We start from the raw sequence: 25815 nt of genomic DNA on the forward strand, positions 1-25815 counted from the left end.
ACTCCAGAAATGAACTCAGCGTTCCATATATAGGACAATCACGATGCAAGATCTCAACGACCTGTGGTACTTCGTGCAAGTGGTCGATTTCGAGGGGTTTTCTCCCGCCAGCCGCGCAATTGGCATTCCAAAATCCCGGTTAAGTCGGCGTATCGCCTTGCTGGAGGAGAGTCTGGAAACGCGGCTTATTCAGCGCTCAACGCGCAGCTTCACCGTGACGGAGGCCGGGCAGATTTTTTATCGCCATTGCAAAGCGATGATTATTGAGGCCGAAGCGGCACAAGAGGCGATAAACACGCTGCGAGCCGAACCGCGTGGGCTTATTCGCCTGACGTGTCCGATTGCCCTGCTGCATGTGCATATTGGCGATATGCTGGCGCGGTTTATGACGATGTATCCGCAAGTGACGGTGCAGCTTGAGGAGACTAACCGCCAGGTTGATGTATTGAATGAAAACGTCGATTTGGCGGTACGCGTTCGCCCATTACCACTGGAAGATAGTGACCTGGTGATGCGCAAACTGGCCGATCGCAATATGTGTCTGGTTGCCAGCCCTGAGTTAGTTGAGCGATTTTCGCCACTATCGTCACCCGCCGATCTACAATACTGGCCGAGTCTGGCACTCTCCAAACCGCAGCAGGTGTACCGCTGGTGTCTGTTTGGCCCGGATAACCAGGAAGTGATCCTGCACCATAAGCCACGTTTTGTGACCACTGATATGATTGCACTACGGGCAGCGGCACTGGCAGGTGTTGGTATTGTTCAACTACCCATATTGATGATTAAGAAGCAGATACTGGATGGAACGTTGGTGCGATTGTTACCGGATTGGCGTACAAGACGGGAAATCATACATTTGGTGTTTCCTTCACGTCGCGGGCAGTTACCAGCGGTCAGGGCACTGATTGATTTTCTGGTGGAGAGTTATGCGGCGTTTGATGAAGAGTGATTTTATGCCAACAAAATGATATCCCTAAATAATTCGCGTTGCGGGTAGGCGGCAAGGGAACAAATCCCCAGGAGCTTACACAAGTAAGTGACTGGGGTTTGCGAGTGTAGCCAACACCCCCGCAACACGAAGTATGACGGGATATTAGAATGGCATTTTGAAGCCTGGTGGCAATTGCATACCGCTGGAAACGCCAGCCATTTTCTCTTTCTGCGCTTCGCCGATACGACGAGCTGCATCGTTGAAGGCTGCAGCAACCAGATCTTCAACCATCTCTTTATCGTCTTCCATCAGGCTTGGATCGATTTCCACACGACGGCAGTTATGCGCACCATTGATGGTCACTTTTACCAAACCCGCACCTGATTCGCCGGTGACTTCCATGTTGGCGATTTCTTCCTGAACCTGGGCCATTTTTTCCTGCATCTGCTGGGCTTGCTTCATGATGTTGCCCAGACCGCCTTTTCCAAACATAGTCTTCTCTCTTTTGCTCGGGCCGTTAATCACACGTCACGATTAACGGCTATCAGGGTTTACAACAAACCGGTTTAACCAGCCTGTCAAATTGGTCGAATACTGTCTTCATCCAGCTCCGCATCAAAAAAACGACGCAGCGTTTGGATATTGTTATCAGTACTCATAGATTCCCGCGCGCGCGCCAGCTTCTCTTCATAGATTGCCTGACGCCATTCCAGCGGGGTACGTTGTGCAAGATTATCATCTTCAATAATAGTCAGCTCAACAGTTTCTCCGCTAAAAGTACTCATCGCATCAGCCAGCGTTTTCTGCGCCGACGGTGAATTCAGATGCCGTAATGCCGGGCGCAGGTGCAAACAAACTCGGCTGCCATCCTGCTCTTTCCAGGCATTTAGCGCTAATTGCTGCACGAGTTTTGGCAACACCAGTTGGCTAATTTCCGCCGCCCAACTGTCACGCTCGGTGGCTTCCAATGCCAGTTTCTGCGCAAGCTCAGGCGTTTTCTCATGCTCCAGCGCGCGCTTTAATGCTTTTGGTGTCGCAACCGGTTCTTCGACGACATCAGAAACAATTTGCGACTTCCAGCGATAAGCTTCTGGCTTCTCGGCAGGTTTTTCTTCTGCCACAGCTGGCCGGGACTGAATACGCTCGGTTACCGAGGCTAAACGTTCCAGAGCGGTGGTTTTAGCTGCCGGCCGCGCTAGATCTGGCGCTGCCGGCTCACTCTTTTTTGCTTTGTTGGCTCCCTGCTGGCGCATTAATTGGGTTCGCGCTTGCAGCACCTGGCTTGTGGTGTCCGGCAATGGGGTTTCATTTTGCCGTGGCGGAGGTGATGTTTGTTGTCGAACCGGAACAGGATTGACGACAGGAATACTCGCGACTTGTCGCGGTTGCTCCGGTTCTGGTAATGGTTTGCGCGGATGGAACGCCAGCGCACGCAGCAGTGTCATCTCAATGCCCATACGACGATCGGGAGCCCAGGAGAGCTCTTTGCGACCAATCAGCAGGGTTTGATAATACAACTGGACTTCAGCAGGCGGTACGACTCTCGCGAGCTCACGCATACGCTGTTCGATTGCCGCCATGTCGTTGCCCAATGCAGCCGGAGAGAGTTGCACCATGGCCACACGGTGCAGCAAGCCCAACATTTCTACCAGCAGCGCTTCCCACTCAATACCGCGGCCGGCAGCATCGTTCAGCAAGCTCATGACTCGCTCACCATCGGCCTGCACCATCGCTTCGATGAGCGCCAGTGCCTGGTCGTCATCCAACGTGCCGAGCATGGTGCTGACTGCCGCAGTGGTCACCTGTCCATCACCACTGGCAATCGCCTGATCGGTAAGACTTAGTGCGTCACGCAGACTGCCATCTGCAGCACGGGCCAACAGTTGCAGCGCGCGAGTTTCAGACGGGATTTTCTCCTCGCCAAGAATGTATTCCAACTGATGGCGGATTTGTTCGACATCCAACGCTTTCAGGTGGAATTGCAGGCAGCGGGAAAGAATGGTCACCGGCAACTTTTGCGGATCGGTTGTCGCCAGTAAGAATTTCACATGCGAAGGTGGCTCTTCCAGCGTCTTCAACAGTGCGTTGAAGCTGTGGCGGGAGAGCATATGGACTTCATCGATTAAGTAGACTTTGAAGCGGCCACGCGCCGGTGCGTACTGAACGTTGTCCAGCAAGTCACGGGTGTCTTCGACTTTGGTGCGTGAGGCGGCGTCAATCTCTATCAGATCAACAAAGCGTCCTTGTTCGATTTCGCGGCAGTTATCGCACACACCGCAAGGGGTGGCAGTGATGCCGGTTTCACAATTTAACCCTTTCGCCAACAAGCGAGCGATGGACGTTTTACCCACGCCGCGCGTCCCTGAAAAGAGATAGGCGTGGTGGATTCGGCCCATGGATAAGCCATTAGCCAGCGCAGTCAACACGTGTTGCTGGCCGACGACATCAGCAAAAGTTTGTGGGCGCCATTTGCGGGCTAAGACCTGGTAGCTCATTCGAGATAGGCTCTACTTCGCGGGTGTGAATTGAGGGGTAATGCTAACATAAGCCTCACCCATCGGGCGAGGCTTCTCAAAGAAGAGGTGAGGCAGAACTCAGTGGCCAGGGAAAAGTACGAGGCTGTAGCTTTTCACGCCCATTTTTTCCAGACGCTGTTCACCACCAATATCAAACAGATTGATGATAAATGCAGCATCGGTCACTTCACCACCCAGACGGCGGATAAGTTTAACGGTCGCTTCAATGGTGCCACCCGTGGCCAGTAAATCGTCCACGACCAGAACTTTGTCGCCAGGCTCGATGGCATCAACGTGGATTTCCAGTTGATCGGTGCCGTATTCCAGCTCGTAGTTCTCCGCGATCGTTTCGCGTGGCAGTTTTCCTGGTTTACGCACCGGCACAAAACCGACACCTAATTCCAGCGCAACCGGCGCGCCAAACAAAAAGCCGCGCGCTTCAGTACCCACCACTTTAGTGATACCGGCATCTTTAAAGCGTGAGACTAATAATTCGATGCTGGTGGCGTAGGCTTTCGGATCTTCAAGCAAGCTGGTAACGTCACGGAATAAGATCCCAGGCTTCGGGTAGTCTGGAATGCTTTTAATGCTGTTTTTCAGATATTCAAGCTGCTGCGCAGTCGCGGTCATAATTAATGCCTGCTAAAAACGGGGTTCTAACTAAGCACGTATCTGTTTAATAAACACACTATCGGTGATTCATTAATCAATCATACCGTGCTCGAAAGCGGTCGAATTTACTGTCTGCAAACAACAATTGCAACCACAGCAAATGCGCTTTATGGCTTTTGTTGCTTTTCGTCAATTACCGGCATCCGCCACATACAGAACAGCAACGCGCACATCATCATCAATAAGAGTAGTCGGACCCAAAGAATGTTGACCAGGTAAATGGACACAGCAAAAGTTAAAACAATAAAAATCAATGCCCTGGGTTTAGCGCCTGGAGGTAAGGCCCGATGCTGCTGCCAATGGCGGATGTAACTGCCAAACCATGAGCGGTAGAGTAACCAGTGGTGGAAGCGCGGCGAGGAACGGGCGAAACACCAGGCTGCCAGAAGTAAAAAAGGAGTGGTGGGAAGTAAAGGTAATACGACTCCCAGCGTAGCAAGGACTACCGCCAGCCAACCAATGATGATTAATATAGTCCGTTTCATTTCTGTTCCATTAATATACCCGTCATACTTCAAGCTGCAGAGGAGTTGGCCGCAACTCGAATTATTTAGGGTATACCTGTCTGTCATTCTGGAGAGTCATTTTGTGAAAACCGCTGCGCTGTTACAAGCTTTGGATATTCGCGTCGCGGAACTCGCGCAGGCCATTGCACCCATTTCGTTGCAACGCGCCTCGCAAGCACGCTTTGATCGTAAGCTGTTTACCACGCACAGCACGCAGCTAAAAGATTATCTGACCGAAGTTCAGGCAAATCACGCACAGTTACAGCTTAGCGTGAAAGTCGGCAAAGCGGATCAAGTTGCGTACCTTGCCGAAAAACTGGTGGCGCAAATTGCCGCATTGCAGCGTGAACTGGCGACCTTACAGATGCGTAAAAACGATCCCCAGCCGCCGGTTGTCGAAAACCTGTATGAGAAACTCTCCACGCATCAGGATTATGAACGCCGCCTGCAAAGTATGATTAGCGATCGTGAAAGCCAGCTTTCTGTTCAAGCCACTCTCGCAGGACAGCAAAAATTGCAAAAAGAGCTGGCCGCCCTTGAAGGCCGTCTGCAGCGCTGCCGCCAGGCTACAGCGCGTATCGAACGTGCGATTGAACGCCGCGAGCGCGGATTAAGCTAATACCCTACATACTTCAAGCTGCAGGTGCGTTGGCTGCACCCGTGCGCCCCAGTCACATAGTTATCTATGCTCCTGGGGACTTACGGCCTGGCCGCCTTCCTGCAACTCGAATTATTTTGGGTATATATTTATTATTTGATTATTACGGATTAACTAAATGTCGCTGGAAAACGCACCGGACGAAGTCAAACTGGCAGTCGATTTGATCATGCTGTTGGAACAACATGAAATCCCGACGGAAACCGCGCTTGCGGCGCTTGAGATTGTCCGCCAGGATTTTTTGCGTAAGCGGGAAGAGAACGCTTCCCGCTAATTTTACTGTACGTGAACGATATCGCCACCGTTCGTTTTGCCATTGCTATCGCGTTTCACTTCTGTCAATTCATCCCCTTTTTCATTACGCAGATGAACTTCGAGTTGGTTGAAGGCGATATTAATGTCATTTTCGCGACACAGGCGATCGATGGTCCGGTTCAACTCATCAACGGTATAGCTGCGATCGCGCAGTTCACGCACGTACAAGCGTAATTCGTGATCCAGTGTGCTTGGCCCAAAGGTGGTGAAGAATACCGTTGGCTCAGGATCGTGCATCACTTTTGGATGGTCATGCGCCGCTTTGAGTAAGATTTCGCGCACTTTATCCAGATCGGATCCGTAAGCGACGCCAAGGCGGATAACCACTCGCGTTATGGTGTCGGTCAGCGACCAGTTGATCAATCGCTCCGTAACAAACGCTTTGTTCGGGATGATCACTTCTTTGCGATCGAAGTCCGTTATCGTGGTCGCACGAATACGAATTTTGCTGACACTCCCCGAGAAGGTACCGATGGTCACCGTATCGCCGATACGCACCGGGCGTTCGAACAGAATAATCAGACCAGAAACGAAGTTACCGAATATCTCCTGCAAACCGAAGCCCAGACCAACCGATAACGCGGCCGCCAACCATTGCAATTTATCCCACGACACACCGAGCGAACCAAAAATGGTCATCGCACCGACAGCAATAATCACGTAGTTAAGAATGGTAGTAATGGCGTATGAAGCGCCCTGACGCATTTGCAGGCGCGAAAGCACCAGCACTTCCAGCAAGCCCGGTAAGTTGCGAATCAGCACCCAGGCCACCGCAAAAGCAATCACCGCAAATAACAGACTGCCCATGGTGACGTTTTTCACCACGGCGGCCCCCGCTTCCGTGCCGCTATAACTCCAAAGCTGGATGCTATCGAGGTAACCGAATACCCCAAACAAATCTGACCAAATGGTGTAGAAGAAAAGCGCAAACAATGCGAACAGAGCAATAATGGCAAGGCGCATGGTTTGTTGGTTGATCTGATCAAGCGCCAACGGCGGCTCTTCTACCGGTTCGCCACCTTCAGCACCTTCTTTCACCAGGTTTTCGCGGCGCAACACAGCCCGACGATAGGCCATACGACGCGCTGTTACACTCAATCCACGCAGTACAGTTTGGTAAACCAGGTTCCAGATGAGAACCAGATAGATGGTTTCTATCCAACGTCCCGCAAGGCGTAAAGTCGTATAGAAATAGCCCATCGCCGTCAGCACCATCAACACCACAGGCACCACGCCCATCACCGTGACGGTAAACAACTGCATGGTGTGGTTGTTTTTGTTGCGCCAGTTTTCACGACACATCGGGAAGACCAATGTCGTGATAAGCAACAAGTTGAAGAAAATAATAAGCTGGCCCAGCGCATCTTCAACCAGATGCAATGGAGAGCGTTCACCGAGAACCGACCAGAATAACAGCGGCAACAGTGCACAACCGATTCGCACCAATTGGCGGCGATAATGGCTGCACTGCTGTGGCGACATATTAAAGTGGCTGACAGCAACGCCGTTGGTCGAAAGCACCTGGTACGTCAGGCCAAAGACCAGCCAGGATAGAGAAAGCTGTTTACAGAACGCCAGCATGGTTTCGCTGATGTTCATATCTATTCCGGCAAACCCTAAGCCGATGGCATAGATAATCAATGCGCCGGGTAAGACTTTCACCAGCGTCAACGCGATGGCTTTCGGCGTCAGCATTTGGCTGTCGTTACGCAGTTGCCCAACCCGACTTGCCTGCTTTTCCAAATAGCGATCAATGGCTTTAAAGCGCCAGCGAATCACACCAGCCAGCAGCAGAGCCGGCACCATCAGCAGCAGAATGGTGAGTATTTTTAGCGAGCTTTCCGGCCCCTTAATATTGATACGGGCATTTTTAAACTGATCGCGTATTGAAGAAGGCAACGATTTCAGCCAGTCCCAATCCATCGGTTTGTTACTGGTGACCCAAAAAATCTGCTCGGTCAGAATTTGGTCGAGCGATTTCGTCACATTCTGCAGTTGCTGCTTATTATTCTGCAGGTTGATGGCCAACATTAATTGCATGCCGAGTTGCTTGTTTAACTGATCCAGCAATTCACGGCGGGTATCCAGAATTTGTAACAGCGCGTCGTGGACATCAGGCGTGACTTCAGTGGTGTGCCCTTCTTCTATTTTCGCCACTAAGTCATCAGGCTGGAACAATGCATCACGCTGCTGATTGACATCAAACTGCTCGAGGCGAATATCCGCAATTCGATTGGTCAGGTCTTCCGTGTCTTCCGCTGAAGGCATGTTCTGCTGTTGCTGCTGATAGAGGATGCGCGATAATAGCAAACTACCTTTCAGAACAGCAATTTGCTCTTTCAAATTGCGTTCTGATTGCAGTGCACGATCCAACGTATTTTTGATGCGGATGCTCGGCGGCACCATCTCATTGGCATGTTGAGTGGCGTCTATCAGGCGTTGGCTTAACTGGTGGTTAATATCCAGTTCTTGTTTCACCAACGGGTTCTGCTGAATTTTAACGGTATCTTCCGAGTCGATGGCTTCCTGCGCAGTTTGCTGGGTCAGCGTCAGGCGTTTGCTGCTGACGGCCTTTTGCAACAGTTGCAGCGTGTGTTCCATCTGGTTGATATGGGCGTTGGTGTAATCACGTTGTTTTTGCAGAGTATCTTGCAACAGCGTGTTGCCTTTCAGGCTGTCGCGCTGCTGGTCCAGTTGCGCGTTCAGTAACGCCTGCTGCGCCAGTAACAATGTTTGCTGGCTTGGACGCAATTCCGCAGCACCAGGCGTGACTCCATTCAGGCGATTACGGATTGCCTCAAGCTGAGCTGAAGCAGCCATCATCGCATTCTGCACGCGCTCTGGTTGCGTTTGCAGCGAAATCAGTTGGCTATTCCAGGTGGCTAAATCGCTTTGTGAATTCTGTAAATCCGTCATCAAGTCATTGAGACGAGACTCTAGCTGGCGCAAACTCAGCGCTTCAATTTCAGCCTCTTCATTGGCCTGGTCTTCTCGCTGATTTTTAAGCTCGTTTAGAGCATCCGTTGCTTTGCGCAGTGTTTTTGGCGCTTCACTGATCTGCTGATGGAGTTTTGCCGCTTCATCCTTGATCCGGTCAATTTTGTCCAAAACCTCAAGCGTTTCATTGAGATCTTGTTGTGTCAGTTTGTCATTTGGTGACAGCGTCTTTTGCTTATTAAGCGCGGTCAGCTGGTTTTGAATTTCATCGCGGCTCGGGAGATCGTTATTATTATTTTTCGCCGAAACTGGCTGCGCTAGCAGACAAAACAGGCTAATAAACGCGATAAATAAAAACCGTGCTGGTATGCGACGTGAATACAGTGAACACAAGAGTTGCGGCATAGTTTGACTGTGATTTAGAACAGGCCGAATGGATGGCGAGTTAAAGACGAAATACGAGCGTTCAGATTAGCACGACTTTTCAGAAAATCCTTGGTCAACTCGCTTCGGAATTGCCCTAATAAGCATAATTTTAGTGTGGAGTCGTACGAAGGGTTGGGCAGGTTTGAAACATTTCAATCAAAATAGCAACGTAGTCTTCTGCCTGACCGTGTAAATCAAAGCTATCTGGCGCAAGCAGCCAGTTTTCGATAAGGCCGGTGATATAACTGCGCATCAAAATAACGGCAAGGTGAATCCGCAAATCGGCTGGTAACATTTCTGCATCAATGCAACGCTGCAACGAATTTTCAATTCGCTCCTTCCCTTCCAGATAAAATTCGCGTCTGGCCTGTTGTAACACCGCCAGTTCTCCAACAAATTCGCATTTGTGGAAGATGATTTCTGTCATTAAGCGGCGACGCTCATCAGTGACAGTTGCTTGCAATATGTAAATTAATAACTCTCTTACAACAGAAAGTGGATCGTCAGGAAATTTTGCCTGATACTCAGTCTCTAAATCACCAATACTGGATTCAGTTAGCTCCCAGATTTCATTAAACAAATCCGACTTATTTTTGAAATGCCAATAGATTGCACCACGGGTAACACCGGCCGCTTTAGCAATATCAGCCAGCGAAGTTGAAGACACACCGTGTTGAGAAAACAAGCGAATTGCCACATCGAGAAGATGTTGGCGAGTTGCAAGCGCTTGTTGTTTGGTTTTTCGTGCCATAAATGGGGAAAGTAAGGTGGTTGGATTTACATACATTTGTGAATGTATGTACCATAGCACGACGATAATATAAACGCAGCAATGGGTTTGTGGACATTTGATCCATTGAACAACTTTGAAATCGGACACTCGAGGTTTACATATGAACAAAAACAGAGGGTTTACGCCTCTGGCGGCCGTTCTGATGCTTTCAGGCAGCTTAGTGCTTACAGGATGTAATGACAAAGAAGCACAAAAGAGTGCGCCGCATACCCCAGAAGTGGGTGTCGTCACTCTGAAAAGTGCTCCTTTGCAGATAACTACTGAGCTTCCGGGCCGTACCAGTGCTTATCGTATTGCAGAAGTTCGCCCACAGGTCAGTGGCATCATTTTGAAACGCAACTTTGAAGAAGGAAGTGAAATAAAAGCTGGCGTTTCGCTGTACCAAATCGACCCTGCGACTTATCAGGCCGCATATGACAGCGCCAAAGGTGACCTCGCGAAAGCTCAAGCAAGTGCAAATATTGCGCAGCTGACGTTGAAGCGTTATCAGAAACTGTTGGGTACTAAGTACATCAGTCAACAAGACTACGACACCGCGCTTGCCGATTCTCAACAGGCAAATGCTTCTGTCGTTGCTGCAAAAGCCGCTGTTGAAACAGCTCGTATTAATCTGGCTTATACCAAAGTGACCTCTCCGATCAGTGGCCGCATTGGTAAATCTGATGTTACTGAAGGCGCGCTGGTCACTAGCGGTCAGGCAACTGCAATGGCTACCGTACAACAGCTCGACCCGATTTATGTGGATGTGACCCAATCAAGCAACGATTTCTTGCGCCTTAAGCAAGAGTTGGCTGATGGCAAACTGAAGCAAGAAAACGGCAAAGCCAAAGTGAAGTTAGTCACTAACGACGGTGTTGCGTTCCCACAAGAAGGTTCTTTAGAGTTTTCTGACGTCACCGTTGACCAGAGCACCGGCTCGATCACACTGCGTGCCATCTTCCCTAACCCAGATAAAACGCTGCTTCCGGGCATGTTTGTCCGCGCACAGTTGGAAGAAGGGACTAATCCAAACGCACTGCTCGTTCCACAACAAGGTGTGACTCGTACACCACGTGGCGATGCTTCTGCGATGGTGATTGGCAAAGATGACAAAGTTGAAGTCCGTAATATTACAGCAACACAGGCTATCGGCGATAAATGGCTGGTAACCAATGGGTTGCAGGATGGCGATCGCGTTATTGTGACCGGTTTACAAAAAGTTAAACCCGGTGTTCAGGTAAAAGCGCAGGAAATAGCGGCAGAAGATAAAGGCCAGGATCAAGCAGCCGCTGGCGCTCAGACTGAACAAACGAAGTCTTAACTTAAACAGGAGACGTTAAGACATGGCTAAGTTTTTTATCGATCGCCCGATTTTTGCCTGGGTTATCGCCATCATTATTATGTTGGCGGGCGGGCTTGCGATCATGAAATTGCCAATCGCGCAATATCCAACCATTGCGCCACCAGCGATTTCGATCTCAGCAAACTATCCAGGTGCGGATGCGAAAACGGTACAGGATACCGTTACACAGGTTATCGAACAGAACATGAACGGTATCGACAACCTGCTGTACATGTCCTCTTCCAGTGATTCCTCTGGTTCTGTAACCATTACCATTACTTTTGACTCTGGTACTGACGCGGATATCGCACAGGTTCAGGTTCAGAACAAATTGCAACTTGCGATGCCGCTGCTTCCTCAAGAAGTACAGCAGCAAGGTGTTAGCGTTGAGAAGTCCTCCAGTAGCTTCCTGATGGTTCTCGGTATGATCAACACCGATGGATCCATGACACAGGAAGATATTTCGGACTACGTTGGCGCGACCATTAAAGACCCTATCAGCCGTACTCGTGGTGTCGGTGATGTTCAGCTGTTTGGTGCTCAGTACGCGATGCGTATCTGGATGGATCCAAACAAACTGAATAACTACCAGCTCACTCCGGTCGATATTATTAATGCTATTAAAGCGCAGAACGCCCAGGTAGCAGCAGGTCAGTTAGGTGGTACTCCACCGGTTAAAGGTCAGCAACTTAACGCCTCAATCATTGCTCAGACCCGTTTGAAATCTGCCGATGAGTTCAGCAAAATTTTGCTGAAAGTGAATCAAGATGGCTCACGTGTTCTGCTTAAAGATGTGGCAAAAGTTGAGTTGGGCGGCGAGAACTATAACGTTGTCGCACGTTACAACGGCCAACCCGCATCTGGTTTAGGTATTAAACTGGCAACCGGTGCTAACGCCCTGGATACTGCCAACGCGGTACGTGCCACAGTTGAAAAACTGCAACCGTACTTCCCGGCGGGTCTGAAAGTGGTTTATCCGTATGACACCACGCCATTCGTTAAAATCTCTATCAAAGAGGTAGTAAAAACCCTCGTTGAAGCAATCGTGCTGGTGTTCCTGGTAATGTATCTGTTCTTACAGAACTTCCGCGCCACATTGATTCCAACGATTGCAGTACCGGTGGTATTGCTGGGGACGTTCGCTATCCTTGCCGTCTTTGGCTATTCGATAAACACCCTAACGATGTTCGGGATGGTGCTTGCGATAGGCCTGTTGGTTGATGACGCCATCGTGGTGGTAGAAAACGTTGAGCGTGTGATGGTGGAGGAAGGATTGCCACCGAAAGAAGCCACACGCAAATCAATGGAGCAGATTCAGGGCGCTCTGGTCGGGATCGCGATGGTACTGTCAGCGGTATTTATACCGATGGCATTCTTCGGCGGTTCTACAGGGGCAATCTATCGTCAGTTCTCTATTACCATCGTATCGGCAATGGTGCTTTCTGTTCTGGTCGCAATGATTCTGACACCAGCACTTTGCGCCACCTTGCTCAAGCCGATTGCGAAAGGCGAACACCACGAGAAGAAAGGCTTCTTCGGCTGGTTTAACAACATGTTCGATAAGAGCACGCATCATTATACCGACAGCGTCGGTAACATTTTGCGTAGCACGGGTCGTTACCTGGTGTTGTATCTGTTGATTGTGGTGGGCATGGCTCTCCTGTTTATTCGTCTGCCAAGCTCCTTCTTGCCAGATGAAGACCAGGGTGTATTCCTGACCATGGCTCAGTTGCCTGCGGGTGCGACACAAGAGCGTACACAAGCCGTTCTTGATGACGTGAGCAAGTACTACCTGGAAAAAGAGAAAGACAACGTTAACTCCGTATTTACCGTTAACGGCTTTGGCTTCTCGGGTCAAGGACAGAACACCGGTCTGGCATTCGTATCCTTGAAAGATTGGGATGAACGTCCAGGTGAAGAGAACAAGGTTCCGGCGATTGCAGCTCGCGCCAGTGCCCAGTTCTCAAAAATCCAGGATGCCATCGTATTCGCATTTAACCTGCCAGCTATCGTGGAACTGGGTACAGCAACGGGCTTCGACTTCCAGTTGATTGACCAGGCTAACCTTGGGCACGAAAAACTGACTCAGGCGCGTAACCAGTTGTTTGGTGAAGTGGCTAAACACTCTGACCTGTTAGTGGGTGTGCGTCCAAACGGTCTGGAAGATACGCCGCAGTTTAAAGTCGATATCGACCAGGAAAAAGCGCAAGCATTGGGTGTGTCTATCAGCGATATCAACACCACACTGGGTGCTGCATGGGGTGGTAGCTACGTGAACGACTTCATCGACCGTGGTCGTGTGAAGAAAGTTTACCTGATGGCTGATGCACCATTCCGTATGCTGCCAAGCGATATCAACAACTGGTATGTGCGTGGTTCTACCGGTCAGATGGTGCCATTCTCTGCGTTCTCTACTGCGCATTGGGAATACGGTTCACCACGTCTGGAACGTTACAACGGCTTGCCTTCCATGGAAATCTTGGGTCAGGCTGCACCGGGTAAGAGTACCGGTGAAGCGATGAACATGATGGAAGAATTGGCCAGCAAACTGCCAACCGGTATCGGTTATGACTGGACAGGTATGTCATATCAGGAACGTCTGTCTGGTAACCAGGCCCCTGCCCTGTATGCCATTTCCTTGATAGTGGTATTCCTGTGTCTGGCAGCATTGTATGAGAGCTGGTCCATTCCGTTCTCGGTCATGCTGGTTGTTCCATTGGGTGTTGTCGGTGCGTTACTTGCCGCGACCTTGCGTGGGCTGACCAACGACGTGTACTTCCAGGTAGGCCTGCTGACAACCATTGGTTTGTCGGCGAAGAACGCGATACTTATCGTGGAATTCGCCAAAGACTTAATGGAGAAAGAAGGCAAAGGCTTGATTGAAGCTACGCTTGAAGCCGTTCGTATGCGTCTGCGTCCGATTCTGATGACATCACTGGCGTTTATCCTCGGGGTAATGCCACTGGTAATCAGCTCCGGTGCGGGCTCCGGTGCACAGAACGCCGTAGGTACGGGCGTAATGGGCGGGATGGTGACTGCAACTGTCCTGGCTATCTTCTTCGTACCGGTGTTCTTCGTGGTTGTGCGCCGTCGCTTCAGTCGTAAGAGTGAAGACCTTGAGCACGCTCACCCGATTGAGCATCACAAGTAAGTTCTGAACTGTAATAAAAGGCCGCGCAAGCGGCCTTTTTTATATCTGCTCACCTAATTTGTCGTATTCTTAAATAGTGAAAGCGGCTTACTTGCTCTGCTAAAAGTTTCAAAATGTTGCGATTCAGATGATATCTCTCTCGAATATCATGACAAAATATTTCTTAAACTAACTGATGAGTTTGCAAGTAGAGATTCATGCTTTTTTATTAGGAATATTCTTATCCTGTTATTTATTTATGATCATCCACAAAGCATTGCAACAGCATCAAGGCAACCCATTGAAAATAAAGTTATTTTTTAATGACCTATAAAATGTGTTTTAAAAGACAATGCTTATAAAAAGTATGAAAGTCTTTATAAACATTACGTTAGAGTAAACCGGTTTGATACAAATGTAATTTTTCGTAATAGTGAAAGGAAATCTACCGCGGATTGATTTATAGTAAAAGTATATGGAATAATCGTTGTTATTGATCCCCACCTCATCCAGGTGTGTCCACCCCAACGCGTAGTGTTTATCAAATTTCTTCGATAAAAGGGGCTGCATTATGGACGAATACTCACCAAAACGGCATGATATTGCGCAGCTTAAATTTCTCTGCGAAAACCTGTATCATGACTGCCTTACCAACCTTGGCGAGAGTAATCATGGTTGGGTTAATGATCCTACTTCGGCCATTAACTTGCAGTTGAATGAATTGATTGAGCACATAGCTGCCTTCGCACTTAATTACAAAATTAAGTACGATGATGAGAGTAAATTGATTGAACAAATTGACGAATATTTGGACGATACATTTATGCTATTCAGCAACTACGGCATCAACGCACAAGACTTGCAGAAATGGCGTAAGTCAGGGAATCGATTATTCCGATGTTTCGTCACAGAGAGCCGCGCTAACCCTGTAAGTCTCTCCTTTTAAAAATATTACAAGATGTATAAGGTGATTTCATGACAACTAAACCATTAACTAAGACCGATTATTTGATGCGCCTGCGACGCTGCCAAACAATTGATACCTTAGAACGTGTAATTGAAAAAAATAAATACGAATTATCAGATAATGAACTGGCGGTATTTTATTCAGCTGCTGACCATCGACTCGCTGAACTCACTATGAATAAGCTTTACGATAAAATACCACCTTCTGTATGGAAATTTATCCGCTAATACTTCGTAAATGTTATTACGTTCAAGATTTAAACCGAATGCTGCTGTAGCCACGTTTGTCGCTGTTCATTCTGTGTGATTAAAATCACAAAAAGAAACAACGCTTTTATTAATCACAAGCGAATCGCTTACGGTAACGCCTGTTCTGTCTATTGATTAAAGGCATCGCTATGAGTGAAGAAAAACGGAAAATGATTGCAGGCGAGCTTTATCGCCCTGATTGCCAACAACTTCGTGATGACCGCATCAAAGCTCGCCACTTGATTCATCGCTTTAATCACACCGCGCCGGATGAACAGGCGGTACGGGCAGAATTGCTGGGGCAACTTCTCGGTCAAAGTCTTAATGCTTATATTGAGCCGTCGTTCCGCTGTGATTATGGCTACAATATTTTTCTCGGCAAAAACTTCTACGCCAATTTTGACTGCGTCATTCTTGATGTTTGTCCGGTTCACATTGGCGAAAACTGCATGCTGGCGCCTGGCGTTCATATCTATACCGCAACCCATCCGCTGGATGCAAAAACACGCAACAGTGGCGTTGAGTTTGGCAAACCCGTCACGATTGGCGATAACGTCTGGATTGGCGGACGCGCGGTCATCAATCCCGGTGTCACTATCGGCGATAACGTAGTGATTGGCTCAGGCTCAGTGGTCACGAAAGATATTCCAGCCAATGCGGTGGTAGCAGGAAACCCAGCGCGTGTGATTAAAATGGTTCCTGTCGTCAGCCCGTAACTGTTATGGTTTTTTTTGGCATAACTGTTACTTTTTTACCCTTACAGGGCTTCTTAGAATAGCTGTTCTCTGCCTGTCGTGTTTCCGTTCAGAAGGCCCATAATGACCGAAATTCAGCGTCTGCTCACCGATACTATCGAGCAACTTAATACCGATGAAAAACGCGACAACCGTCCACGTTTTAGCATCAGCTTCATTCGCAAACATCCGGGCCTGTTTATCGGTATGTGGGTAGGTTGGTTTGCCACACTGTGGGTGATGCTGGAGTCGGACACCCTGGCAGGCTCGGTCTGGTTACTGGTGGTACTGTTTGCACTACTGAATGGCTTCTTCTTTTTTGATGTGAACCCTCGCTATCGCTACGACGATATTGATGTGCTTGATTTACGCGTTTGCTATAACGGCGAGTGGTACAACACGCGCAACGTCCCATCGACATTGATTGATAAAATCCTGCATTCCCCTGGTGTTGACGAACAACAAAAATCGCTACTGCATAAAATGGTTGCCACGAAAGGCGAACTCTCTTTTTACGATATATTCTCACTCGGGCGTTCTTAGCCTTCCCGAGTTGTAAAGAAAGGGGCTTAAGCCCCTTGTCTTAACGTCGCTTCTTCCCGCCCTGCACCGCTTTAAATCGCGGATTACTTTTGCAAATCACATACAGCCGTCCTTTGCGTTTTACAATCTGGCAATCCGGATGACGCTGCTTTGCACTGCGCAATGAATTCAGAACCTGCATAACTTACGCCCTCATTTATATGTTATAACATAACAATAAAATAAAGAGTGAACGGAAAAAATGCAAGCCCGTTTGCCAACAAAACTCTCCGCACCGTCGATATCCAGATTCTGAAAATACTTAGAACCCCCACTCGCCATAACTTAGAAGATAACAATATTGGGCGGCGACACAGGCTTGCGGCAATGTAATTTCCACGAACACAAATCATTTAAGAAAGGGATTAACCATGAATCAGCGCTGTTGTCGGGATGTATGTTGTTGGGTAAAAAAATCAAAATTTGTCGGGAATACATCTGAATTAAGCGGAGTCCGGAATGAGCAGAACAACGACCCAGGCCTTGCCAATACTCGATCTCTTAGCCCTTAATGGCACCGCCACCGATAGTGCGGCATTTCTTAAACAATTACGCCATGCCGCTCGTGACATCGGTTTCTTCTACCTGATTAATCATGGTGTCAGCACTGAGCTGCAACAGGCCGTTCAGAATGAAGCACGCGAGTTTTTCTCTTTGCCCGAAGAGGAAAAACAAAAAGTGGCGATGATCAACTCCCCTCATTTTCGTGGTTACAACCGCGCTGCAAGCGAATTAACACGCGGTAAACCAGACTGGCGTGAACAGTTTGATATCGGCGCTGAACGCCCGGCACTTCCGGTCAATGACGCACAGCACGGTTGGCTGCGATTACAAGGCCCAAATCTGTGGCCAGAATCGTTACCGACTCTGAAACCTACCCTGTTGCAATTTCAGCGTGAAATGACCGCTGTCGCACTCAAACTACTGCGTACTTTTGCGCAGGCGTTAGAACTTCCAGCGAACAGCTTCGATAACCTGTACGGCAATAAACCCAACGAACACATCAAGTTGATTCGTTATCCAGGTAAGCCCGCAACGGAAGGGAATCAGGGTGTCGGTGCCCATAAAGATTCAGGATTCCTGAGTTTCCTGTTGCAAGACCAACAGCAGGGTTTGCAGGTCGAAGTCTCGCCGGATAACTGGATAGATGCCGCTCCTCTGCCTGGTAGTTTTGTGGTGAATATCGGTGAATTGCTGGAGCTTGCCACCAATGGCTATTTACGGGCGACGGTACATCGGGTTGTTTCCCCTCCACCAGGCCAGGAACGCCAGTCGATTGCATTTTTCCTCGGCGCTCAGTTAGACGCTGTCGTCCCGGTTTATGCATTGCCGCCTGAACTCGCACAGCACGCCCATGGGCCTGAAAGTGATCCTCGCAACCCGTTGCTGCGTGATGTTGGATGGAATTATCTAAAAGGTCGCCTACGTTCACATCCCGACGTGGCGGAACGTTATTACCCGGATGTCTTGCGTAACAGCACTGAACTCATCGCTTAAACATTAAAGGAAAACACCATGAAAAATGCCTCTTTTAAACTGGCAGGGATCGCGCTGTCTTTGACTCTGGCTTTCAGCGCTCACGCAGCAGAAACCTTGCGCATCGCGGCTGATGCCGTACCCCATGCAGAAATCCTCGCATTTGTGCAGAAGCTCGATCCTAATTTAAAGCTCAAAGTGGTTGAGTTGAGTAACGGCGTGAATGCCAACGAATTGCTGGCGAACGGAGATGTCGATGCTAACTATTTCCAGCACGTCCCCTATTTGCGCGATCAGGAAAAAGCGCTGGGTAAAAAATTCACCGTCGCGGCGACCGTGCATATCGAACCGCTTGGTATCTATTCACACAAATATAAAGACCTGAAGTCGGTTCCCGAAAACGCCACCATTGCCCTGCCGAACAACGTTACCAACTTGAGTCGCGCACTCTATCTTTTGCAGGACAAGGGGCTTATCACGCTGAAATCCGAATTTAAAGATGCCTCGGTGAATCAAGCCACGCCACGTGATATCGCCAGCAATCCTAAGAAGCTGAAGATCGTTGAGATCGAAGCACCACAACTGCCGCGTTCGCTTGATGATGTTGATCTGGCCGTCATCAATGGCAACTACGCGCTGGAAGCAGGATTAACCCCTTCGAAAGATGCACTGGGTCTGGAAAGTGCGACGCACAATCCGTACGCCAATATTCTGGTCACCAATCCAAACCTGGCTAATGATCCGCGTATCAAAGAGTTGGCGAAAGATCTGCAATCGCCGCAGGTTGCTGAATACATTCGTAAGCAGTTTAACGGTTCAGTGATCCCGGTTGCCGCGCCACAATCATGATAACCCTTGAGCGGCTGAGCAAAGTGTATGCCGGAGCAGGCCAACCGGCACTGGACGATATCTCGCTAACGGTACCGGATGGCGCAATCTACGGCATTCTCGGGCGCAGTGGTGCCGGGAAAAGCACCTTGATTCGCTGCCTTAATTTACTGGAGCGGCCCACGTCGGGCCGTATTCTGATGAATGGAGTGGATATCACCACGCTTGATAACCGTGAATTGCGCGTTCATCGCCAGCGTACCGGCATGGTGTTCCAGCACTTCAATTTGATTCATGCGCGCAATGTGGCTGATAACATTGCCGTGCCACTGGAAATCGCAGGGCAACCACGTGAAGTTCGCCAGAAACGCATTACAGAACTGCTCGAGTTAGTCGGCCTGAGCGATAAAGCGCAGGCTTTCCCCTCACAGCTTTCTGGTGGGCAAAAACAACGTGTCGGCATCGCACGGGCGCTTGCTGCGCACCCTGATGTTTTACTTTGTGATGAAGCCACCAGCGCCTTAGACAGCGAAACCACCGCTTCTGTGCTGGCGCTATTAATGGATATTAACCGCAAGCTGGGCGTCACGATTGTGTTGATTACTCATCAACTGGAAGTCGTGAAAGCGATTTGCGATCACGCAGCGCTACTGGAAAACGGTAGGCTAGTTGAAAGCGGTTCATTATCTGAATTGCTGGCTACCCCCTATTCCCGTCTGCGTCAGGCATTGCTGCCTGGCGACGCCGCAGAACAAGCATTTTTACGCCGGATTGGCGTTTCAGGGAGAATGTTATGCGAAGTCGCTTAGCCTGGGAGGATTTGTGGCCATTACTGCTTGATGGCACCCTCGATACGCTTTACATGGTCGGGCTTGCGGCGTTGTTTACCGTGATAATCGGCTTACCGCTCGGGGTATTGCTGTTTCTCACTCGTCGCGACGGAGTGCTACCCGCGCCGGTCTTCAATCAGATTATCGGGAGTGTGGTGAATGTCGGGCGTTCACTGCCGTTTATTGTGCTGTTGATTGCCTTAATCCCATTCACCCGCATTATTATTGGCACCACGTTGGGCAGTACTGCGGCGGTGGTTCCCATTACGATTGGCGCATTTCCGTTTTTTGCGCGGGTGGTGGAAAACGCATTAGATGAAGTCGACAAAGGCCGCATCGAAGCCATTTTATCGATGGGTGGCAATGTCTGGCATATCATCGGAAAAGTGTTGTTACCCGAGGCGCTACCGGCGCTGCTGGCGGGGATCACGCTCACGGTCGTGATGCTAATTGGGTTTTCGTCAATGGCAGGAGTGATTGGCGGCGGTGGACTGGGGGATCTGGCGATCCGTTACGGATACCAGCGATTTAACGATCAGGTCATGGTCGGCACCGTGGTGATTTTAGTGGTGATGGTGCAATTAGTACAAAGCGTCGGTGACAGACTGGTGCGCCGTCTGGCGCACCGACGCTGAATTTATTGTTTCTCACGCACCAAAAGAGTGGTCAACGTAAACGACAACCCTAATGCCAGCGCCACACCGGTCAGTGCAAAGATAAAGTACGGGCCGATGTAAGCTGGCAAACTGAAAATACTCGACAAAATATAGCCATACAAACGCACACCGAAGAAGGCGATGAATGCCGAGGCGATGGAACTTGCCACCGTTGCGGCGATAAACGCTTTTTTATAGCGAGTCAGAACGCCGAACAGCGCAGGTTCCGTAATCCCAAGCAGAGCCGAAATCGCCGCAGGCAGAACTACCGCACGCTCTTCACGTGATTTGCTCTGCTTCCAGATAGCAAAAGTGGAACCCGCAATCGCCATATTGGCCATAAACATCATGGGCATCAGCATGTCGTAACCACGGTCGGTAAAGTTTTGCAGGGCGATAGGCGTCATCGCGTGATGCATCCCCGTCAAAATGGCCACCGGACGTATAGCCCCGACAACCAGACCGGCAAAACTTGCTGAGACACCAAACAAACCTTCGATAAACCACGCCAGTGCTTTGCCCAGATAAATCCCCAGAGGCCCAATCACCACCAGCGCGACCAATGCGGCGAGAAACAGGGTGAGCGTTGGAGTAAACACGGTTTTCAAAATATCCGGCATGATTTTATCCACCCAGCGATGGATGTAACTCAGTGCCAGAACAGAGAAAATAACCGGGATAACGCTTGAAGCGTAGTTAAACACTGAAACAGGCACGACGTTCAGGAAATAGAACGCATCGACGGCATTAGGTGAATGCGTTGCCAGCGCCTTCGCCGCTTCAATCAGCGACGGGTACATCAAACATGCGGCAACCGCAGCAGCCAGATATTCATTGGTTTTGAAGATACGCGCGGCAGATATCGCCAGGAAAAAGGGCAAAAAGTAGAACACGCCGCTCGCAATCAAATCGATGACGATGACCGTGTCGCTTTTCGCTGAAACCATTTTCAGTGCAATTAGCCCTGCCAGCAGGCCTTTGATCATCCCCGCCCCTGCAATTGCGGGAACTATCGGGCCAAACACGCCTGACACCGTATCCATAAACATCGATACCAGGCTCTTACGTGCTTTCTTCTGCTGGGTTGGTGCGGTTTGTTCAGGAGCGGAACCGAGTACCTGACTCAATTGTTCGTACCAACTGTTTACCTGTGGGCCAATAATAATCTGGAATTGATCGCTCTGAATTTGCGCCCCTAAAACACCGGGGATTTTTTTAATCTCAGATTGATCAATTTTATTTTCGTCAATCAAAGAGAAGCGCAAGCGCGTCATACAGTGCCAGGCTTTACTAATATTATCCGCACCACCTATCAGGTGAATAATATTATTAATGGCATCACGAGTCCCCATCTGTCACTCCCGAAAAAATTGCTTATTGTTATGTGTTGAATGCCAATGATGGTAGGGAATCACAAACACAAAAACAAACCAATAAAACTTGAACAACATCACACTTAGCCAATGGAAAGGCACTTAAACCACCAAAAGACGATAATTGGTATGGTTTTTATCTACATCACGCCTCTTTTCCTGACCAATAAAAATATGCAAAAAAAACATTTACCCGCACACAAAAATAAGGTGATAGTAAATAACAGAAGCCGACATTGAATAAGTCACCACCCATGAACTGCCCTAAATAATTCCAGGGTGTGGAGTAATTTTGTGAAACCAACCATTATTGAAAATATCGAATGTTTCATCACCCGTCCTGACCGCCACAACCTGGTCACGGTGCGCGTCACCACCGATAAAGGCGTGATTGGCCACGGTTGTGCCACTTTCCAGCAGCGCCCTTTGGCCGTCAAAGCGATGGTCGACGAATATCTCAAACCGTTGCTTCTCAGGCGTGATGCCAACAACATTGAAGACTTGTGGCAAATGATGACGGTCAACGCCTACTGGCGCAACGGCCCGGTTATCAACAACGCGATTGCCGGGGTCGATATGGCGCTTTGGGATATTAAAGGCCAACTGGCAGATATGCCGCTGTATCAACTTCTGGGGGGGAAATCGAAAGACGCTATCGCCGCTTACAGCCACGCCGCCAGTGAAACACTGGAAGGATTATTCCTCGAAGTCGACAAACTGCTGGCGCAAGGGTATCGCTATATTCGCTGTCAGTTAGGTTTTTACGGCGGTACGCCACAAGGGCTGCACGCCACGAAATCGCCAACCCCTGGAGCGTATTATTGCCAGGATGAATACATGGCGAATACCGTGGGGATGTTCAAAGCGCTACGCGAGAAGTACGGTAACCAGTTCCATATTCTGCATGATGTGCATGAACGTTTATTCCCACAGCAAGCGGTGCAACTGGCAAAAGCACTCGAACCATACCAACCCTGGTTTATCGAAGATATTCTGCCGCCACAACACAGTGCATGGTTAGAACAAGTCCGCGCGCACTCCACCGTTCCACTGGCAATGGGCGAACTGTTTAATAACCCGGCTGAATGGCATGATCTCATTGTGAATCGGCGCATTGATTTTATCCGCTGCCACGTTTCGCAAATCGGCGGGATAACGCCTGCGCTCAAACTCGCCATTCTTTGCCAGGCATTTGGCGTGCGTCTGGCCTGGCATGGCCCCGGAGATATGACACCGATTGGCGTGGCAGTGAATACGCATTTAAATATTCATCTGCACAATGCGGCGATTCAGGAATTTATCCCGAATCAACCGAATACCGAATCAGTGTTCCCTGGCGCGCCAGTCGCCGAGCAAGGCTATATCTATCCGATTGAAAAACCGGGCATTGGTGTGAGCTTCAACCAACAAAAAGCAGAGGCCTTCCCCGTGGAGTATCGCCCGCATGAGTGGACGCAGAGCCGCTTACCCAACGGGGCCATTCATACTCCCTGAGTGCCCTGCCGCCAGGCCAAATTGTCATGGTTATAGGGGATGACGTAAGTACAGGAATAATTGATATCGACGATTTCGCTGATTTCAAATACCCGTCCCCCTTCGAGGATCCCGCGGTTGATGATATGCATCGCCGGGATCCCTTTTTTACATTCCAGTAATGCTGCCTGTTCCTTGCTAATCGATACGGCCTGATAACTGGTTAGCAGGTGTGAAATTCGAAATCCTTTACTGAGCACATATTGTTGAATGGATCGTTCAATCACTTGCTGATTAAGATCGGGGAAATCCTGCACAGGCATTCGTGAAATCTCAATTTGCACCTTTTGATTATCGACATATCGCAAGCGGCAAAACTGCCAGATGTACGCATTTTCATCCACACCAAAGACTTGCTGCTCTTCGCGATTCGGTAGCTTTTTATGCAGATTGACCATACGAAACGCCATCTGATCAAAACGTTTTTCGGTAATGGAGTTATATACCAGCGGATTATTACGGGCTTGTGTGTTAATCCAAATCCCGGATCCCTGAATAATTTCAACCACCCCAATACTCACCAGCCTTTCCAGGGCTTTGCGAATAGTGAAACGCGAAACATCATATTCTGCTGCAAGCTGACGCTCTGGGGGTAATTTGCGTCGTTGCGAATCATTATGCTGATAAATTTTGCTCAACAAATCCTGGATAACAAACTCTTTTTTCTTCATTCAATGCTCACCAGATGCTCGCGTCTAAAGATTCCATGCTCACTTAGCATGAAAACATAACATCCCTCAAACATGTGAGATAGACTAACCTCTTCTATGTAAAACCATTATAAAAACTATTCTCATAACGGGGTCTACCGGAATGACGTCCCGAAAGCTCATCAGCCTGGTCAGCGGTATCCTTATTTTGGCCGTATTGCTTCCCATTTTGTTGAGCATTTATCTTGCTCATCGTAAAGCTGAACAAGCTTTTCATAATGAATTGAATGAATTTGCCGACCACGCTTTGATGCGTACCGGGCAAGTCATCGACGACGCTATTTCTGCCGTTGACGATATTAACCGCTTTAAAGATCAAACCTGCTCTCACGCACACGCTGAAGCCATGCGCCGTACCGCCCTTGAATATCGCAATGTGCAAGAAGTGATGCTTGAAAAGGATAACCGCATTCTGTGCAGTTCGCTGGAATCGTTTGCCTACAATGAACGGCTAGGCGAACCTGATCGCATCGGTGAACACGGCTTTAGCGCGTGGTATACCACTCCCCCGATACCGGGTTTTAAACGTAAGATGATTTTTATCGGCAAACCGCCGCATATTGCGTTAGTCGACCCCATGTCATTTATTGATGTGCTTCCTTTTGGAAGTTATACGCTCAATATTGCGATGGTGGGTCTGGGTAAAAACGAACTTATCGCCACAAACAGTACCTATGTTTCAGATGACTGGCGCAAGCCACTGGCACAGGGCGCAGAAGAGTTTCAAAGCGATAATAATATCTATGTCATTCGTCGGGATGAGAATCTTGGCCTGGCTATGATCGCCTGGGCATCAGTGGAGCCGCTGACCGAAGCCTGGTATCAGCAACTCTATATTTGGCTACCTGTGGGATTAATCATCAGCTTCGGCACAGGATGGTTTTTACTTCGTGTTTTACGTCGGCTGTTATCGCCTCAAAATCGTTTGATGGATGCCATCAAAAACCATGAGTTACGCGTGGTTTACCAGCCTATAGTGAATCTTGAAAGTGGCGAAAGTGTCGGCGCGGAAGCATTAATTCGCTGGCAGCAGCAAGACGGGACCATGCTCACTCCGGATGTCTTTATTCCGCTGGCAGAACATACCGGTCTGGTCACGCAATTAACAGAGCAAGTCATTGAACTGATATTCCTCGAGCTGGGCGAGTGGCTCCACCAACATCCTGATTATCATATTTCAGTTAATTTAGGCACCCGCGATGTCCGGAGCTTACATATACTGGAAGTCATCATCCCTTATTTGTCACGTTACTCCGTCAAACCGGGTCAAATAGCATTTGAAATTACCGAACGCGGCTTTGCCGATCCGAAAGTGACCGCGCCGATTATTGCGCAATATCGCCAGGCAGGTCATGCAATCTATATTGATGATTTTGGCACGGGCTATTCTAGCCTGAGTTATTTACAGGATCTTGATGTCGATATTCTGAAAATAGATAAGTCATTTGTTGATGCGATTGGATATAAAAATATCACTCCGCATATCATTGAAATGGCCAACTCGTTGGGGATTTTAATGGTCGCCGAGGGGATCGAAACCCCCGTCCAGGCCACCTGGTTACGTACTCAGGGTGTGCAGTACGGCCAGGGCTGGTTGTTCAGTAAAGCTCTGCCAAAAGATAAGTTCATCGAATGGGTCGCAAACTATAGCGCCAGGGGATGAAACGCACCTG

At 49.1% G+C, this 25815-nt stretch carries 24 protein-coding genes and 1 other annotated feature; of the genes, 15 read left to right on the forward strand and 9 right to left on the reverse strand.

Annotated features, from left to right (window positions below; all coding sequences use genetic code 11):
- Nucleotides 1-43 precede the first annotated feature (43 nt).
- Nucleotides 44-949: a LysR family transcriptional regulator gene (locus OH773_RS16610; protein WP_270140136.1), complete on the forward strand. Its 906-nt coding sequence runs from the start codon at nt 44-46 to the stop codon at nt 947-949.
- Between the two features lie 144 nt (nt 950-1093).
- On the opposite strand, the gene OH773_RS16615 is transcribed toward OH773_RS16610, so the two are convergent.
- The 4 genes from OH773_RS16615 to OH773_RS16630 all read right to left on the reverse strand — a co-directional run bounded on the left by OH773_RS16615 (nt 1094) and on the right by OH773_RS16630 (nt 4604).
- Nucleotides 1094-1423, reverse strand: coding sequence for a YbaB/EbfC family nucleoid-associated protein (locus OH773_RS16615; protein WP_124024797.1), 330 nt, complete (start codon nt 1421-1423; stop codon nt 1094-1096).
- A gap of 86 nt (nt 1424-1509) precedes the next feature.
- Nucleotides 1510-3426 (reverse strand): DNA polymerase III subunit gamma/tau, encoded by a 1917-nt coding sequence (gene dnaX, locus OH773_RS16620; RefSeq protein ID WP_270140143.1) that lies wholly within the window; start codon nt 3424-3426, stop codon nt 1510-1512.
- Nucleotides 2113-2177: a sequence feature (DnaX frameshifting element), on the reverse strand. (Overlaps the previous gene by 65 nt.)
- Nucleotides 3427-3525: 99 nt before the next feature.
- Nucleotides 3526-4077, reverse strand: coding sequence for an adenine phosphoribosyltransferase (gene apt / locus OH773_RS16625; RefSeq protein WP_034458083.1), 552 nt, complete (start codon nt 4075-4077; stop codon nt 3526-3528).
- 149 nt (nt 4078-4226) lie between these two features.
- A complete protein-coding gene (locus tag OH773_RS16630) occupies nt 4227-4604 on the reverse strand; it encodes a DUF454 family protein (protein ID WP_270140146.1) in 378 nt (125 codons plus the stop codon).
- A 103-nt stretch (nt 4605-4707) separates the two neighbouring features.
- Between OH773_RS16630 and priC the strand changes: the two genes are divergently transcribed.
- Together priC and rsmS are read left to right on the forward strand one after the other, a co-directional pair.
- Nucleotides 4708-5244 (forward strand): primosomal replication protein, encoded by a 537-nt coding sequence (gene priC / locus OH773_RS16635; protein WP_270140148.1) that lies wholly within the window; start codon nt 4708-4710, stop codon nt 5242-5244.
- A 157-nt stretch (nt 5245-5401) separates the two neighbouring features.
- Nucleotides 5402-5557 (forward strand): pleiotropic regulatory protein RsmS, encoded by a 156-nt coding sequence (gene rsmS, locus OH773_RS16640; protein WP_183271287.1) that lies wholly within the window; start codon nt 5402-5404, stop codon nt 5555-5557.
- Nucleotides 5558-5559: 2 nt separating this feature from the next.
- Here the strand turns inward: rsmS and mscK are convergent, their stop codons facing one another.
- Together mscK and acrR are read right to left on the reverse strand one after the other, a co-directional pair.
- Nucleotides 5560-8940, reverse strand: a complete 3381-nt coding sequence (gene mscK, locus OH773_RS16645) for a mechanosensitive channel MscK (RefSeq protein ID WP_270140150.1) — start codon at nt 8938-8940, stop codon at nt 5560-5562.
- Between the two features lie 130 nt (nt 8941-9070).
- Nucleotides 9071-9712: a multidrug efflux transporter transcriptional repressor AcrR gene (gene acrR, locus OH773_RS16650; RefSeq protein WP_270145927.1), complete on the reverse strand. Its 642-nt coding sequence runs from the start codon at nt 9710-9712 to the stop codon at nt 9071-9073.
- A 142-nt stretch (nt 9713-9854) separates the two neighbouring features.
- Between acrR and acrA the strand changes: the two genes are divergently transcribed.
- The 6 genes from acrA (at nt 9855) to OH773_RS16680 (ending at nt 16697) form a co-directional block, all read left to right on the forward strand.
- Complete coding sequence (gene acrA / locus OH773_RS16655; RefSeq protein ID WP_270140154.1) at nt 9855-11054, forward strand: multidrug efflux RND transporter periplasmic adaptor subunit AcrA; 1200 nt, start codon at nt 9855-9857, stop codon at nt 11052-11054.
- A gap of 22 nt (nt 11055-11076) precedes the next feature.
- Nucleotides 11077-14226 carry a multidrug efflux RND transporter permease subunit AcrB gene (gene acrB / locus OH773_RS16660; RefSeq protein WP_270140156.1) on the forward strand — a complete coding sequence of 1050 codons (3150 nt, stop codon included), beginning with the start codon at nt 11077-11079 and terminating at the stop codon, nt 14224-14226.
- Between the two features lie 550 nt (nt 14227-14776).
- Nucleotides 14777-15151 carry an Hha toxicity modulator TomB gene (tomB, locus tag OH773_RS16665; protein ID WP_034458068.1) on the forward strand — a complete coding sequence of 125 codons (375 nt, stop codon included), beginning with the start codon at nt 14777-14779 and terminating at the stop codon, nt 15149-15151.
- Between the two features lie 29 nt (nt 15152-15180).
- The gene (locus tag OH773_RS16670) at nt 15181-15399 is read left to right on the forward strand and encodes an HHA domain-containing protein (protein WP_121265420.1); all 219 of its coding nucleotides are present in this window, start codon (nt 15181-15183) and stop codon (nt 15397-15399) included.
- Between the two features lie 170 nt (nt 15400-15569).
- Complete coding sequence (maa, locus tag OH773_RS16675; protein WP_270140161.1) at nt 15570-16136, forward strand: maltose O-acetyltransferase; 567 nt, start codon at nt 15570-15572, stop codon at nt 16134-16136.
- A 102-nt stretch (nt 16137-16238) separates the two neighbouring features.
- Complete coding sequence (locus OH773_RS16680; RefSeq protein ID WP_270140163.1) at nt 16239-16697, forward strand: YlaC family protein; 459 nt, start codon at nt 16239-16241, stop codon at nt 16695-16697.
- A 40-nt stretch (nt 16698-16737) separates the two neighbouring features.
- On the opposite strand, the gene ykgO is transcribed toward OH773_RS16680, so the two are convergent.
- The gene (ykgO, locus tag OH773_RS16685) at nt 16738-16878 is read right to left on the reverse strand and encodes a type B 50S ribosomal protein L36 (protein ID WP_034458060.1); all 141 of its coding nucleotides are present in this window, start codon (nt 16876-16878) and stop codon (nt 16738-16740) included.
- 317 nt (nt 16879-17195) lie between these two features.
- Here ykgO and OH773_RS16690 point away from each other — a divergent pair, with 317 nt between their 5' ends.
- From OH773_RS16690 to OH773_RS16705, 4 genes are read left to right on the forward strand one after another with little or no spacing between them, the layout of a single operon-like run.
- The gene (locus OH773_RS16690) at nt 17196-18233 is read left to right on the forward strand and encodes an isopenicillin N synthase family dioxygenase (RefSeq protein WP_270140167.1); all 1038 of its coding nucleotides are present in this window, start codon (nt 17196-17198) and stop codon (nt 18231-18233) included.
- Between the two features lie 18 nt (nt 18234-18251).
- The gene (locus tag OH773_RS16695) at nt 18252-19061 is read left to right on the forward strand and encodes a MetQ/NlpA family ABC transporter substrate-binding protein (RefSeq protein WP_270140169.1); all 810 of its coding nucleotides are present in this window, start codon (nt 18252-18254) and stop codon (nt 19059-19061) included.
- Nucleotides 19058-19849 (forward strand): methionine ABC transporter ATP-binding protein, encoded by a 792-nt coding sequence (locus tag OH773_RS16700; RefSeq protein WP_270140172.1) that lies wholly within the window; start codon nt 19058-19060, stop codon nt 19847-19849. Before OH773_RS16695 ends, OH773_RS16700 begins: the two co-directional genes overlap by 4 nt.
- A complete protein-coding gene (locus OH773_RS16705; RefSeq protein ID WP_270140175.1) occupies nt 19834-20505 on the forward strand; it encodes a methionine ABC transporter permease in 672 nt (223 codons plus the stop codon). Before OH773_RS16700 ends, OH773_RS16705 begins: the two co-directional genes overlap by 16 nt.
- Before the next feature lie 2 nt (nt 20506-20507).
- Here OH773_RS16705 and OH773_RS16710 read toward each other — a convergent pair whose 3' ends face one another.
- Nucleotides 20508-21878: a PTS transporter subunit EIIC gene (locus OH773_RS16710; protein WP_270140178.1), complete on the reverse strand. Its 1371-nt coding sequence runs from the start codon at nt 21876-21878 to the stop codon at nt 20508-20510.
- Between the two features lie 315 nt (nt 21879-22193).
- On the opposite strand from OH773_RS16710, the gene OH773_RS16715 reads away from it, so the two are divergent.
- Complete coding sequence (locus OH773_RS16715) at nt 22194-23393, forward strand: enolase C-terminal domain-like protein (protein WP_270140180.1); 1200 nt, start codon at nt 22194-22196, stop codon at nt 23391-23393.
- On the opposite strand, the gene OH773_RS16720 is transcribed toward OH773_RS16715, so the two are convergent.
- Nucleotides 23381-24103 carry a GntR family transcriptional regulator gene (locus OH773_RS16720; protein WP_270140182.1) on the reverse strand — a complete coding sequence of 241 codons (723 nt, stop codon included), beginning with the start codon at nt 24101-24103 and terminating at the stop codon, nt 23381-23383. The genes OH773_RS16715 and OH773_RS16720 overlap by 13 nt on opposite strands.
- 142 nt (nt 24104-24245) lie before the next feature.
- Here OH773_RS16720 and OH773_RS16725 point away from each other — a divergent pair, with 142 nt between their 5' ends.
- Entirely contained in the window at nt 24246-25805 is a 1560-nt protein-coding gene (locus OH773_RS16725) for an EAL domain-containing protein (protein WP_270140184.1), read from the forward strand.
- The last annotated feature ends 10 nt before the right edge of the window (nt 25806-25815 follow it).

It is taken from the genome of Buttiauxella sp. WJP83, from assembly GCF_027594725.1.
GTDB classification, from domain to species: Bacteria; Pseudomonadota; Gammaproteobacteria; order Enterobacterales; family Enterobacteriaceae; genus Buttiauxella; species Buttiauxella selenatireducens.

What these genes read in the sequence shown, in the direction of transcription:
- OH773_RS16610 (WP_270140136.1), top strand. Translation starts at nt 44, where the DNA reads ATGCAAGATCTCAACGACCTGTGGTACTTCGTGCAAGTGGTCGATTTC.
- OH773_RS16615 (WP_124024797.1), bottom strand. Translation starts at nt 1,423, where the DNA reads ATGTTTGGAAAAGGCGGTCTGGGCAACATCATGAAGCAAGCCCAGCAG.
- dnaX (WP_270140143.1), bottom strand. Translation starts at nt 3,426, where the DNA reads ATGAGCTACCAGGTCTTAGCCCGCAAATGGCGCCCACAAACTTTTGCT.
- apt (WP_034458083.1), bottom strand. Translation starts at nt 4,077, where the DNA reads ATGACCGCGACTGCGCAGCAGCTTGAATATCTGAAAAACAGCATTAAA.
- OH773_RS16630 (WP_270140146.1), bottom strand. Translation starts at nt 4,604, where the DNA reads ATGAAACGGACTATATTAATCATCATTGGTTGGCTGGCGGTAGTCCTT.
- rsmS (WP_183271287.1), top strand. Translation starts at nt 5,402, where the DNA reads ATGTCGCTGGAAAACGCACCGGACGAAGTCAAACTGGCAGTCGATTTG.
- mscK (WP_270140150.1), bottom strand. Translation starts at nt 8,940, where the DNA reads ATGCCGCAACTCTTGTGTTCACTGTATTCACGTCGCATACCAGCACGG.
- acrR (WP_270145927.1), bottom strand. Translation starts at nt 9,712, where the DNA reads ATGGCACGAAAAACCAAACAACAAGCGCTTGCAACTCGCCAACATCTT.
- acrA (WP_270140154.1), top strand. Translation starts at nt 9,855, where the DNA reads ATGAACAAAAACAGAGGGTTTACGCCTCTGGCGGCCGTTCTGATGCTT.
- acrB (WP_270140156.1), top strand. Translation starts at nt 11,077, where the DNA reads ATGGCTAAGTTTTTTATCGATCGCCCGATTTTTGCCTGGGTTATCGCC.
- tomB (WP_034458068.1), top strand. Translation starts at nt 14,777, where the DNA reads ATGGACGAATACTCACCAAAACGGCATGATATTGCGCAGCTTAAATTT.
- OH773_RS16670 (WP_121265420.1), top strand. Translation starts at nt 15,181, where the DNA reads ATGACAACTAAACCATTAACTAAGACCGATTATTTGATGCGCCTGCGA.
- maa (WP_270140161.1), top strand. Translation starts at nt 15,570, where the DNA reads ATGAGTGAAGAAAAACGGAAAATGATTGCAGGCGAGCTTTATCGCCCT.
- OH773_RS16680 (WP_270140163.1), top strand. Translation starts at nt 16,239, where the DNA reads ATGACCGAAATTCAGCGTCTGCTCACCGATACTATCGAGCAACTTAAT.
- ykgO (WP_034458060.1), bottom strand. Translation starts at nt 16,878, where the DNA reads ATGCAGGTTCTGAATTCATTGCGCAGTGCAAAGCAGCGTCATCCGGAT.
- OH773_RS16690 (WP_270140167.1), top strand. Translation starts at nt 17,196, where the DNA reads ATGAGCAGAACAACGACCCAGGCCTTGCCAATACTCGATCTCTTAGCC.
- OH773_RS16695 (WP_270140169.1), top strand. Translation starts at nt 18,252, where the DNA reads ATGAAAAATGCCTCTTTTAAACTGGCAGGGATCGCGCTGTCTTTGACT.
- OH773_RS16700 (WP_270140172.1), top strand. Translation starts at nt 19,058, where the DNA reads ATGATAACCCTTGAGCGGCTGAGCAAAGTGTATGCCGGAGCAGGCCAA.
- OH773_RS16705 (WP_270140175.1), top strand. Translation starts at nt 19,834, where the DNA reads ATGCGAAGTCGCTTAGCCTGGGAGGATTTGTGGCCATTACTGCTTGAT.
- OH773_RS16710 (WP_270140178.1), bottom strand. Translation starts at nt 21,878, where the DNA reads ATGGGGACTCGTGATGCCATTAATAATATTATTCACCTGATAGGTGGT.
- OH773_RS16720 (WP_270140182.1), bottom strand. Translation starts at nt 24,103, where the DNA reads ATGAAGAAAAAAGAGTTTGTTATCCAGGATTTGTTGAGCAAAATTTAT.
- OH773_RS16725 (WP_270140184.1), top strand. Translation starts at nt 24,246, where the DNA reads ATGACGTCCCGAAAGCTCATCAGCCTGGTCAGCGGTATCCTTATTTTG.